The 12,344-nt window shown below is 63.3% G+C and carries 12 protein-coding genes and 1 riboswitch; all 12 genes read right to left on the bottom strand.

Translation table 11 applies throughout. From position 1 onward, the window contains the following. Nucleotides 1-5 precede the first annotated feature (5 nt). The 12 genes from CH293_RS18725 to CH293_RS18670 all read right to left on the bottom strand — a co-directional run bounded on the left by CH293_RS18725 (nucleotide 6) and on the right by CH293_RS18670 (nucleotide 12,245). Nucleotides 6-449 (bottom strand): DUF3558 family protein, encoded by a 444-nt coding sequence (locus CH293_RS18725; protein WP_230595465.1) that lies wholly within the window; start codon nucleotides 447-449, stop codon nucleotides 6-8. A 158-nt stretch (nucleotides 450-607) separates the two neighbouring features. Continuing rightward, nucleotides 608-1,048: a hypothetical protein gene (locus CH293_RS18720; RefSeq protein ID WP_020112955.1), complete on the bottom strand. Its 441-nt coding sequence runs from the start codon at nucleotides 1,046-1,048 to the stop codon at nucleotides 608-610. A 29-nt stretch (nucleotides 1,049-1,077) separates the two neighbouring features. Continuing rightward, nucleotides 1,078-1,198: riboswitch (SAM riboswitch) on the bottom strand. A 281-nt stretch (nucleotides 1,199-1,479) separates the two neighbouring features. Continuing rightward, nucleotides 1,480-2,106, bottom strand: coding sequence for a DUF305 domain-containing protein (locus tag CH293_RS18715; RefSeq protein ID WP_094721104.1), 627 nt, complete (start codon nucleotides 2,104-2,106; stop codon nucleotides 1,480-1,482). 74 nt (nucleotides 2,107-2,180) lie between these two features. Continuing rightward, nucleotides 2,181-2,582 (bottom strand): DUF6153 family protein, encoded by a 402-nt coding sequence (locus CH293_RS18710; RefSeq protein WP_094721102.1) that lies wholly within the window; start codon nucleotides 2,580-2,582, stop codon nucleotides 2,181-2,183. 163 nt (nucleotides 2,583-2,745) lie between these two features. Then, a complete protein-coding gene (locus CH293_RS18705; RefSeq protein WP_094721186.1) occupies nucleotides 2,746-3,957 on the bottom strand; it encodes a Fic family protein in 1,212 nt (403 codons plus the stop codon). A gap of 82 nt (nucleotides 3,958-4,039) precedes the next feature. After that, nucleotides 4,040-4,537, bottom strand: coding sequence for a hypothetical protein (locus CH293_RS18700; protein ID WP_094721101.1), 498 nt, complete (start codon nucleotides 4,535-4,537; stop codon nucleotides 4,040-4,042). Continuing rightward, nucleotides 4,534-5,376, bottom strand: a complete 843-nt coding sequence (locus tag CH293_RS18695; RefSeq protein ID WP_255122908.1) for an SDR family NAD(P)-dependent oxidoreductase — start codon at nucleotides 5,374-5,376, stop codon at nucleotides 4,534-4,536. The genes CH293_RS18700 and CH293_RS18695 overlap by 4 nt, the downstream gene beginning before the upstream one ends. 209 nt (nucleotides 5,377-5,585) lie before the next feature. Further along, entirely contained in the window at nucleotides 5,586-6,047 is a 462-nt protein-coding gene (locus CH293_RS18690; protein WP_037105177.1) for a DUF3237 domain-containing protein, read from the bottom strand. Next, nucleotides 6,044-6,916: an amidohydrolase family protein gene (locus CH293_RS18685; RefSeq protein WP_094721185.1), complete on the bottom strand. Its 873-nt coding sequence runs from the start codon at nucleotides 6,914-6,916 to the stop codon at nucleotides 6,044-6,046. Before CH293_RS18685 ends, CH293_RS18690 begins: the two co-directional genes overlap by 4 nt. 44 nt (nucleotides 6,917-6,960) lie before the next feature. Next, nucleotides 6,961-7,908: a 3-hydroxyacyl-CoA dehydrogenase NAD-binding domain-containing protein gene (locus CH293_RS18680; RefSeq protein WP_217900774.1), complete on the bottom strand. Its 948-nt coding sequence runs from the start codon at nucleotides 7,906-7,908 to the stop codon at nucleotides 6,961-6,963. After that, the gene (locus CH293_RS18675) at nucleotides 7,898-10,666 is read right to left on the bottom strand and encodes an acetoacetate--CoA ligase (RefSeq protein WP_094721099.1); all 2,769 of its coding nucleotides are present in this window, start codon (nucleotides 10,664-10,666) and stop codon (nucleotides 7,898-7,900) included. Before CH293_RS18675 ends, CH293_RS18680 begins: the two co-directional genes overlap by 11 nt. A gap of 1 nt (nucleotide 10,667) precedes the next feature. Next, nucleotides 10,668-12,245, bottom strand: coding sequence for a long-chain fatty acid--CoA ligase (locus CH293_RS18670; protein WP_217900773.1), 1,578 nt, complete (start codon nucleotides 12,243-12,245; stop codon nucleotides 10,668-10,670). Nucleotides 12,246-12,344 lie beyond the last annotated feature (99 nt).

Below are 12,344 nucleotides of genomic sequence, written 5' to 3'. Positions count from 1 at the left end.
ACCTCCTATTTGGCTGCGGCCGGAACCGCAGACTCCAAATCGTTGACGTGCTGCAGGACGACTTCGCATGCATCCACTCCGTCGTCCTTGTTGTACAGAGCGTTGAAGACAACTACCCCGCGGGGCACCTCGATCGCAATCTGGCAATCTCGGATAGCGTCACCGAACTCAGTCCTGAACATGTAGGCGTCGCGCCCGCCGATGAACAGATCGCGGCCATCCAAGTTGGTCGATTTTGCCCGAGCCTCAGCGATCGTATGGTCCGTCGAAGACAGCACGCTCAACCCATATGGCGAGTTGACCCCTCCTAATGCGTGAAAAGTACAACTAGACCAATCCGGAACCTCGATCCCCTTGCCCCACCCCTCATCGCGATACTCCGGATTCAAGCCCGTTGCAGCGATTGCTTCTGGCGTAATGCTGCACGGATCCCAACGTTCAGCAGCCACGGGACTGCCCTCGACACCCCCACCGCATCCGGCAAGGAGAGCCAACAAAGCCACCAGCGTCGCTATCCGTCTACGCACCCGACCCCCTCGATCACGTCGATCAACAGGTTAGACGCATCGACCATCGAAACGGTTCCACTTGACCGCAGTGCGGTGACCTACAGGTCGGCCGGTCGTGCGAGGGATCTGACTGTCGACTCGGATGCTCGATACCCTGCCTCGTACATCCATGGCCAGTCGGCGAAATCCTCCGGGTCGACGACGAGGGACTCGATCCCGCCGTTGCCGAGCCGTTTCGGACGGTTCGCCGGGTGAGACGGGAAGTCCTCGATCAGGTACTCACGCTGAAGACTTTGCCGAAAGATCAGCCACGTCTCGGGAGTGAAGCCAACAGCTTCCGCCCTCTTGGCAAGATCGATCCACGCGTCGATGTTGGTGTAGCCACCGTCGAGGATGTGTTGCCGCGTCGCGATCATCGCGAAGGTCCCGTACCAGATCGGCGGGTAGTCGAGCAGGGTTCGGCACCACCGTCGCCTGCGTTCCGGCGGGATCGGGTTCCACTTCGCTTGTGCCTCAGCAAGTCCGTATGGATCAGACATGATTCACCTCGTCCCGGAGGTTCGGTACCTCCATCGACTTGCTCGCCGACGGTCGTTGGTCGAGCCGGTTCTTCCCCTGGGGCACCCCTGTCGATGGAGACGGGGTTGCCGGACAGTCGGCCAGGTACCGCGTGACTGCCACTCTTGAACCTGCATCCGACGATACTCGCCTTGGTCGTCGACCGACCAGCACTACCTCGTCGTCCGACGCGTGCGCTGAATGAATCGTCTCGAACCGGTCATGTGCGACGTCGACCTACGGCAGGAAGGGAATACCGTTTAGCGACGGTAGTACGAACAGACCTTGGAGCGACGATGCATGATTCGAGCCACGCCCGAACGGTTCCACTGTGCAGTGGGACGCGCAGCGAAGGGCCGCATCCCCGTCGAAGTGAATGAGGATGCGGCCCTTCGTTGGACAGAACTTCAGATCAGCCCAGCAGTTGCTGCATGGTGTCGATTTCTTGCTGCTGCGTGTCGACGATCGTGCGGGCCATCTGCTGCGCGTCCGGGTTGGATCCGTTCGCGATCTCGGCTTGCGCCATGTCGATCGCACCGGTGTGGTGAGCGATCATCATCGTCAACCACTGCCGATCGAACTCCGCACCCGTCAGGCCGGCCAAGGCATCCATGTCCAGTTGGGTCATCATGCCCATGCCCGAGCCGTGATCCATGCCGCCCATGGTGCCCATGTCCCCCGAGGGTGCGGGCTGACCCCACTCGGCCAGCCAGCTCGTCAGCTGGTCCATCTCGGGCTGCTGCGCGGCAGCGATCGCCGACGCCAACGCCTGCACGTCCGGGTTGTCGCTACGGCCTTGCACCAACTCCGCCATCTCGACTGCCTGTGCGTGGTGTGGGTACATCATCCGCGCGAACATCACGTCGGCATCGTTGAACTGAGCCGACGCACTCGCCGGCATCGACGACATAGGCGCGGACGACATCGACGTCATCGAATGCCCGTCCATCGACGAATCGGTCGAGGTGTCACTACAGCCGCTCAGCAGGAACGCGCCGACGGTGGCAGCGGCGATCGAGGCGGCAATCTTGGTATGCATGTGAAACTCCTTGCAAGAGTGAGTAGAACAGGGAATCAGATCCGCCGGTAGACGCTCGTCGACCGGGCTCCCTGTCACACTCGCAAGGTCACCGATTTGTCCAACTCCCACAATGTCCACGGAGGAGCTCGCTCCTGAGTCGAGTCGACGCGCATGTGGCGCCACTCCGTCGATATCGGCGACAGGTCGATCTCACCGCTCGTCGCCGGGTCGGTCAGCGCAGACCACGACACCGTGGTGCCCATGCAGGGGTGCATCATCTGATGCGCCGACGGGCAGTCATGCTCGCCGAATGCGACAGGAACCGAGCCGTCGACGGCGTCCGACGCCACCATCGAGCCATGATCGCCGATCATCGATCCAGACGCCGACAGAACCGGCGTCACAGAATGCATCAGCAGCACCCCGAACACCACCAGGGCAATCAGAAGTCCAGTCGAGGCTGCGCCCCGTCCACGGAAGCCGACTGACTGCATGCCATCGACGATAGCAACATATACCCCCAGGGGGTAGCCCCGCCGGGCGGAATCCGCAGACCACTGGACAGCAAACCCGTCGACAACCGGGCACAGTTCGCCGTTCGCGTGACCAACCGACGCATCGTCCATCTACTGGGGCCGCTCGGGAATGCAGCGCAGTTCATCGCCGTCCTCGACGCGTGCGCTCGGCGAAACGGTCGAGGGCATCGAGGATCTCGTCCGCTTGCCAGACGCGGTTTCGTCGCCCCTTCGAGGTCTGATGGAGAACTTCCGCGCCGACGAGTCGATCGATGGCCCGCTGAGCCGCCATGTCGCTGACACCGAATGTCCTCCGCACGAAGGCGTTGTCGATTACCGGTTGTGCTATCAGAGCGTCGAGGAGGCTCCACACAACCGATTCACGACGCGCAACCACGCCGGCGCCGAACCGGTCTCGCACATCGGCCAGTTCCTCGACCAGCATCCTTCCGTTGGATACAGCTGCGAACGCCGCGGCATTCAGCCGGCGAACGATCGGTTCGACATCGCCCTGTCGGTACAAGTCGAGACTCGCAAAATACGACGCAGTATCGGCCAGCAGACCCGCGGACAGCGGAACTGTGACGCGTTCGACCACGTCTGCCCGACGGAGCATTGTATGTACCAACGACCTGCCGGTACGTCCGTTGCCGTCGGTGAACGGGTGGATGGTCTCGAACTGCGCGTGTGCGACGGCCACCTGAGGAAGGACGGGGAGATCAGCTCTCGACGCGAACACGAAGAGGTCGTCCAGACAGTCCTCGAGTCGATCGTGATGCGGCGGAACGAAGGCGGCGTGGTGGGGCCCGAAATCGGAGCCACCGATCCAGACCTGCTGAGTTCGCCATTGCCCTGCGCCGGGATCGCCCGCAGGCTCCATCAGTGCCCTGTGCATGGCCAGTACCGATCCGGCAGACACCGTCGAACTCGCTGCCAGTGCGGCCTCCATCGCACGTACGTTGCCACTGACGATCGATGCGTTGCGACTGGTGGGTGAGCCCAGCTCGGCCAGCGCAAGGGACCGCGCGGCGACCGTGAGGTTTTCGATCTGCGACGAGGCCGCACTCTCGGATCTGAGCAAGATCGAACTCATCGGCGCCAACTCGGTCGACGAGCCGAGACGCTGCGATGCGTACTCGTCGAATCGCACTATTTCGCGCAGCGCGTCCTCGGATTCGGCCGCGACTTCATCGGTGAGTCGGAGTTCTAGATCGGCGATCCGCGGGGGCACTGCAGCCCTGTAGTCACCTGCATGCAACTTGCGCTGTGTCCTGGAGGCAGCAGCGGCCGACGATTGCCATGGCCGATTTTCGTACTCGACGGCGGCCAGGCCGCTGTTCGAATCATTGGCCATCATGCAACCATACCAAACCTTAAATGAATATCGTTTGGTATGGGCCATGGTCATCCTTAGGCGGTTGACCGACTTCGGCCTCCTACACCATGCGCCTCAGCAGCGGGACCAACTCTGCTGAGATGCGGTTGCACACGGCCTGACGACGCGAAGAAACCACCGGGATGATCAGTACAGCATCCGCAACGGACGCGGCTTCGATATCGGCGACGAGGCCGGCCAGCCCGCTCGACGTTCCGACGTAACGAACCGTCTTGGTTGCGCCGGTCGAGGACGAAGCCAATTCCTTTCGTGCCGTGCGTGCGTCCTCGGCGATGTGCGTTTCCAACTCGAGAACGACGGCAACACTCGTCGCATCTTCTCCCTCGGTTCCGGGTTCACGTCGTATCCGCGTGCGCATCGACTGGGCTTGGCCGAGGTCGTCGGCTCGAATGAACACGGTCTCGGCCGGCGGAGATCCCGTGAGCCACACGTGGTCTTCAGTGTCCGCCGCCGCGGACACGTCGAGGCACACATGGATTGTCGATGACTCGTGCTCGTCCGACTCCACTCCCGACGAACTCGCCATTTGGCTGGTCATGGCTGTGACGCGGCAAACTCTGCTGCAGCAGCTACGACGTCGGTTGCGAACGTTCCGAGTGTCACCGTGGTTGCGCCGCCGTCGACCGGGATGACGGTGCCGTTGACGTAGGCCGCCATGTCGCTGGCGAGGAAGGTAGCGACCGAGGCAATGTCGTCGGGAAACCCGACCCGACGCGAGGGCTGTCCGGGTCCGAGTCGCGCGGCCAGGAAGTCCGTGAACTGCTCGGATTTCGCGGGCTCGACGCCGAACGTGCGGGCCATGATGGGAGTCATGATGATTCCGGGCGCGATGGCGTTCGATCGAATCCCGCTGGGGCCCAGTTCCGCGGCGGCCTGTCGCACCAGCCCTACGACGGCATGCTTGGCTGCGGTGTATCCGACGGTGCTCCACCCACCTTGAATCGCTGCAGCACTGGCCGTGGAGATGATGCTGCCTGGAGTTCCTTGGGCGATGAACCGGCGCGCAGCATGCTTGTGTCCGAGCAACACCGATCGTGTCAGGAGAGCTGCGGTGCGGTCGAATCCATCGGGATCTGCGTCGATGATCGATGACGGGTCGCCCTGTGCACCAGCGTTGTTCACCATGATGTCCAGCGATCCGAAAGTATCTGCAGCCAAAGCGACTGCCGCGGCGATGTCGGACTCGGTGGTGACATCGACGTGTGCATAGACGGCGTGCTCCCCGAGCTCTGCAGCCAGGGCAGCTCCGGAATCGTCGTCGATGTCGGTGAGAACGATCTGCGCGCCCTCGTCGACGAACCGAGATGCGATACCCCGTCCGATGCCACTCGCGGCTCCGGTGATGACGGCGACTTTGCCTGAAAGAAGAGTGGACACCACGAATCCTTTGCCCGTCGAATAAGTTGCAGCACCTGACCGAGCTGACGCTAGCAACGGACGAGTGTGTCCAGTAGTCCTCGAAAGAGGACTACTGGACACGTTCGAAAGCCCCGTCACGCTCGAGCCGACGGGCTTCTTCGACGGCAACGCGATGCTCGACCTGGCACCTGAGACACCGAAGGTGGGTGGGCACTGCTGTTGAGCGACTACTCCACAACGAACACATCGAGTTCGACGGTCACCGGGAACCGCTCTCCGCGTCCGACGAATGTTCGGTCGTTGATCCACGCCAACCTGCCGCTGGTCGTCGACAGATGCGGAGCCGTTCTGAAGTAAACGCGCTCCGCAGGTACCGGAACACCCTGGGAGAGAGACATCGTGTCCTCCACACTGGCGACCCGGATTCCGCCGTTGCGCACGAACACGGTGTCGCCGTCGTCTGTTTCGATCGCGTAGGTCGCATCGACCTCGGTGCGCGTCTCCGTTCGCTGCACTTGGATGTCGACGCCGCCGCCGACGACGCGTCCGCTCAGCTCGGGCCCTTGGACGTGTCCGCCGAGGATCGGGACGAGCCGCCTCCGTCCCTCGGGTGTGTCACCGAGGGCAACGGGTTCACCGACATCGACCGACAGGTGGGCGACAAAACGTGTCGACAGCGTCGGCGTCACTTCTCGGCCAACCCGAGGACTCCGATTGCGTTCTCCTTCATGATCAACGGCACAACCTCATCCTTGATGCCCAGCTCGGCGAAGTCCTTGATCCATCGGTCCGGCGTGAGCACCGGAAAGTCCGAGCCGAACAGCGCCTTGTGTTTGAGCAGAGAATTGATGTTGCGCACGAGCTGAGGCGGGAAGTACTTGGGCGACCAGCCCGACAAGTCGATGTAGACGTTCGCTTTGTGTGTCGCGATGGAGATCGACGAATCGACCCACGGCACCGATGGGTGCGCGAAAATCATGGTCAGTGTCGGGAAGTCCGCCGCAATGTCGTCGAGCAACATCGGATCCGAATACCTCAACTTGATTCCTCGACCGCCCGGAAGTCCTGCTCCGATTCCGGATTGACCGGTGTGGAACAGTGCCACGAGCCCGTGCTCGGCACAGGCCTCGTAGATCGGGTAGTACTGGCGATCGTTCGGCTCGAAATCCTGCAGGCTCGGGTGAAACTTCATCCCACGAACGCCGTAGTCTCGCGCGAGAATCTCGATTCGAGCCACGGCCTCGGGAACGTTGTGCGGGTCGACCGAGCCGAACGGGATCAGGACGTCTGCATGTTCTGCAGCCCTGGCTGCGATCTCCTCACTGGAGACCGGCGGATGACCGAGCGCTGTTCGCGCGTCGACGGTGAACACCACGGCCGCCATTTTTCGCTCGCGGTAGTACGCGGCCAGGTCGTCGACAGTCGGAGTTCGGTTGACGCCTGGTTTGAAATACTTCGACGAGGCGTCGAGCAACTCTTGATCGAGCGAGCAATGGTGAGCGTCATCGGCTTCCACGTGAGTGTGGACGTCGATGGCGATTATGTCGTCGAGATCGATCGCTGGCGTGTAGGGCACGGTACTCCTTACAAAATCTCGTGGTCTCAGGGCAGGTTGGTGCTGGAGCGCTTGAGTCTCATGATGTCGACCAACAGTCGGTCACGATCGGCGAGCAACTCGGCTTGATCGATGCCGTTCATCTCCTCGTCCATGCCTGCGACGAGCTTGTGGGCGAGTTCGGCGGTGAGTTGCGGTTCACCGAGATCGTCCATCCATTTCTGGGTCGGCGGACCCAGGTGTTCGAGCAGATGCCGCATCCCGCCTTGGCCGCCCGACAGATGCTGCGCGGTCAACGGACCGACGATCGCCCACCGCAGACCGGGTCCATGGGAGATGGCGGTGTCGATGTCGGCGACGGTCGCGACGCCTCTGTCCACCAGCGAGTACGCCTCACGCCACAACGCAGCCTGCAGACGGTTGGTGATGTGCCCCGGCAACTCCGCACGCACCAAGACCGGCTTCTTACCTACGGACCGATAGAAATCGACCGCGGCCTGTGCGAGATCGGGTGTCGTCGCGGAGCCAGGAACAACCTCGACGAGCGGCACGATGTGGGCCGGATCGAACGGATGTCCCACAAGCACCCTGCCTGGATCGACAGCGGCGAACTTCTGCAATGTGCTGGGAGCGAACCCCGACGTCGACGACGCGACCACGACACCCGGTCGGGCGAACGAATCGATCTCGGCCAGCAGCGCGCCTTTGTGTTCGAGCCGCTCGGGTCCGCTCTCTTGGACGAAGTCCGCGTCGTGAACGGCCTCGGCCACCGACCCCACAAACCGAAGGTCGCCGCGGTCCGCCCCCGATCGCCCCGACAGTTCCGTCGCGATGTCGAGCGTCCGCCTGAGCGAATCGAGCAGCCTCTGCTCGGCACCCTCGGCGGGATCGGTCGCCACCACGTCGAGACCCGCGGCGATGACGCCCAGGCCGCGCCGATGACGCCGGTACCGACCACGGCGACCGACGTGATGCGGGAACGCGTCACAACGCACCCGCGAATGCGGCGAGGGAGTCGGGCTGCGCCAAGGAACCCGAGGAGACCACGGTGGACGGGTCGGCGCCGAGCAGGATCCGCTTGACGGGGATTTCGAGTTTCTTTCCCGTGCGGTTGTACGGAACGACGGGGACAGCGCGAATGTCGTCCGGTACATGCCGCGGCGACAATGCCGTGCGCAGTGCCGTCGCGATCGACGTCCTCAGCTCGTCGTCCACGTCCGCCCCGTCGTCGGTCACGACGAAGAGCATCAGGCGACCCATCCCGCCGTGGTCGTCCTCCAGGTGGACGACGAGCGAGTCCCGCACACCGTCCATCTCGTCGACAACACGATAGAACTCGGCGGTTCCGAGCCGAACTCCACCGCGATTGAGCGTTGCGTCGGACCGTCCGGTGATGACGACGCCACCGGATTCGCCGAAACGAATCCAGTCACCATGGCACCAGACTCCCGCGTACTTCTCGAAATATGCACTTCGGTAACGGGATCCGTCGTCATCGCCCCAGAACTTGACCGGCATCGACGGAACGGGCTCGGTGATCACCAGCTCGCCCAGCTCGCCGACGATCTCATTGCCCGCGTCGTCGAACGCGCTCGCTGCGAAGCCGAGACTCGCCCCGGACATCTCGCCGTCGTACACAGGAGTCAGCGGTGACGCCTGCACGATCCCAGTGCACACGTCGGTACCTCCACTTCCGACGTTGAGAAGAACACCGGGACCGAAACGCTCGCAGATCCAGCGGTATCCTTCGACCGGCAGCGGACTTCCTGCGGCGCCGAACTGACGGACCGCCGACAGGTCGAACTTCTGGGTCGGCTCGAATCCTTCACTGCGAGCGGTCATGACGACGCCAGGGCTCATCCCCATGACGGTCGCGCCGGTCTCGGCAGCGATACGCCACTGATAGCTGGAATCGGGATACATCGGATTGCCGTCCATCATGACGATCGACGATCGGACCAGGAGTCCGCCGACCAGGGTGTTCCACATCATCCACGCGGTCGTACTGAACCACGACAACGTGTCGCCGGATCCGAGATCGAAGTGCAGTGCGTGATTCTTCAGCGTTTCCAGAAGAATCCCGCCGTGCCCGTGGACGATCGCCTTCGGCTTACCGGTGGTGCCCGACGAGAACAGCACCATCAGCGGGTGGTCGAAGGGAACCGGCTCGACGTCGGGCAACGAACCGGGCGTACCGGACTCGTGGACACCCAGGCCTACCCATGGCGTGACGCCGGATCCCTCGACCACGTTGTCGCCGTAGGGAACCGATACAACTGCCTGCACCGACGGCAATGCCGCACGGATGCTCGCCACCTCGTCACGCCGATCGATGCTTTTGGCGCCGTACTTGTAGCCGCCGACGACGAACAAGACCTTGGGCTCGACCTGATCGAAACGGTCGATGACGCTGGGCGATCCGAACTCCGGCGCGCATGCGGCCCAGATCGCACCGATGCTGACCGTCGCCAAGAACGCGATGAGGGTCTCGGGAATGTTGGGGAGGTACCCGGCGACGCGATCACCCCGCCCGACACCGAGATCGATCAAGCCTGCGCGCACGCGGCGAACCTCGTCACGCAAGGCGCCGAAGGTCATGTTGACATCACCGCGCGTCTGCGACCGTCCATAGACCGCAACGCTGTCGAGATCGTCCTCCGTGCCCAGTGACTGCTCGGTGTAGTTGATCAGGGCGCCAGGGAACCACCGCGCCCCTGGCATGACGCGAGCGTCGAGGACCGTCTCGTACGGCTGGTGCGTGACGACGCCGAAATAGTCCCAGATCGACTCCCAGAAGTCTTCGATGTCGGTACTCGACCAGGCCTGCAGGGCTTTCCAGTCGTCGAACCGGCGGCCGCGGTCGGCGTCGAGCCAGTCGAGATAAGCGCCGAGCTTCGAGGTCTTTCGTGCGTCCTCCGGAACCGGCCGAAGAACCGCTGGGGCCGATGCCGCCACCGCTGTGGTCGGCTTCTCGGCCACCTTCACCTTCGGGCCGGTCCCGTCGAGGAAGTCGGCTATCTTCTCCTTGGCTTCGACACTCGACTGCGCGACGGCGGCCATCAGGGACTCCATCATCAGCCCCTCGTTCGGTCCGATTTCGGCTATGGCCGGAAGTGTCTGCAACACCGCATAGTTGGTGACAGGCGAGTTTCCAGCCACCTTCGCGGCCAGTTCGAGAGCCAGGTCGTCGGCGCCGCCGTCATCGACGAGGTAGGACGTCAGCCCCAGACGCTCGCCTTCGTCGGCGGTGAGGACGCGACCGGTGAGCATCATGTCCTGCATGCGCGCAACCCCGATCAACCGCGGCACACGAACGGACGCACCGCCGCCGACGAACAGACCGCGCTGACCCTCGGGAAGCGCGAAGAACGTGCTGCGCTCGGCGACCCGAATATGCGCTGCCGCGGCGAGTTCGAGGCCACCACCGACGACGGCTCCGCGCAGCGACGCGATGACCGGCACGGTACCGTCGGCCATTTCCCCGAGCGCCTTGTGCCACATACGCGAGTGGTGCAATCCGCCGACTGCGTCACGTTCACCGAGTTCGGACAGATCGAGTCCGGCGCAGAAGTGGTTACCCGTTGCCGTCAGCACGATGGCCTTGATGCCCTGAGGAGGAGTCCGGAAGAATTCTCCGAGTGCGAGGATCGTGGCGTCGTTCAACGCATTCCGCTTGTGCGGACGATCGAGTGTCAGTAGTCCGATGTCACCTCGGCGTTCGAAGGTCAGGGAAGGGGAGACAGCGTCGGCCATGTCAGTTGCGGTCCATTCTGCGCAGGTCCTGCTTGCGGATCTTTCCTGAGCCGGTGCGCGGCAGTTCAGGCAGGAAGGTGACGATCTTGGGGATCTTGTAGCGCGCCAGGCGCTCGCCGGCGAACGCGCACAGCGCGTCTCGGTCGAGCGCCGATCCCTGCACACGCGTCACGAACGCATGCCCGACCTCGCCCCAGGTACCGTCTGCGGTCCCGACGACGGCGCACTCGACCACGTCGGGGTGTTGCAGGAGGACGTTCTCGACCTCGGCCGGATAGACATTCTCGCCGCCCGAGATGTACATGTCCTTCAAGCGGTCGACGATGTACACATAGCCCTCGTCGTCCTGGTAGGCGACATCGCCGGTGTGGAACCAACCACCGTCGGTGAACGACGCCTCGGTCGCGGCCACATTGCCCCAGTACCCGGGTGTGACATTCGGTCCACGAACGATCACCTCGCCCGGTACACCGGCTTGCACCGACTCGCCGTTACTGTCGACGATGCGAATCTCGTCGAACATCACCTGGTGGCCGGCTGATCCGGCCTTACGGACCGCATCGCGAGGTCCGAGGAATGTTGCACCGGGCGCAGTTTCGGTCATTCCGTACCCTTGGCAGAAGGTGATGCCCTTGGCCCGATAGGTCTCGATGAGGCCGATCGGTATCGGCGCTCCCCCGGACATCACGCTGCGGATGGACGCCAGATCGGCGTCGGGCCAGCGCGGCGACCGACTGAGCTGGGCAAACATTGCCGTCACGCCGAACATCCACGTCACGCCGTAGCGATCGACGAGATCGAACGTGTCGTCCACGTCCCACTTGGGCGCAAGAACACACGTGCCGCCCTTGAGCAGCACTGTCAGCAGGATCTGATCGAGAGCGGCGACGTGAAACAACGGAGCCGACACCAAGGCCACCTCGTCTGCCGATACGTCGACGTCCAACAGCACGTTGTAGCTGTTCCACAACAGGTTCTCGTGGGTGAGGATCGCGCCCTTGGGATGCCCCGTCGTGCCCGACGTGTAGAGCACGAACGCGGGATCCTGGCCGCCGACCTCGGCCGCAGGCGCCGGTGACGGCGGAGGTTCGACCGGTTCGGTGGACCACTGCACGTACTGGATGTCGGTGGCGCCGGCCAGCGCGTCGGCGGTCGCGAACATGACGCGGTCGACGAGGACGATGCGAATGCCCGCGTCGGATATCTGGTAGTCGAGTTCGGGAGCGGACAGCCGATGGTTGAGGGGAAGGAAGATTGCCCCGACGCGGAGGGCGGCAAGCATCACCTCGACGAGCGCGGGATGGTTCGGACCCAGGTACGCAATTCGATCGCCGGGCACCACCCCGGATTCGAGCAGTTCTGCCGCGCGGGTGAGGACGCGGTTGTGCACCTCGCGGTAGGTCAGTTCGTGTCCGAGGTAAATCAACGCAGCGGCATCCGAGCTCATCCTGGCCCGGCGTTCCGACAGGGTGGCGAGCCCAGGGCGGTAGGGCGTGGTCAGCAGGCTCGAGTTCGGCATGGCCGCTTCTCGACCCACCGTCGACGAATTGGCCGCCATCGCGGCTGGACTCTGACGCACGGAATCCTCACTGGTTGTCGGAGTGGAACGCTCCCCAGGAGCACCTCGAATGCTACGCACTTGAGTTACGTCACGTCAATGAACTGAGTAGCTTTTGCC

The sequence above is a fragment of the Rhodococcus sp. 14-2470-1b genome (genome assembly GCF_002259415.1).
Taxonomy (GTDB): domain Bacteria; phylum Actinomycetota; class Actinomycetes; order Mycobacteriales; family Mycobacteriaceae; genus Rhodococcoides.
This window is presented reverse-complemented; position numbering and strand designations above follow the sequence as displayed.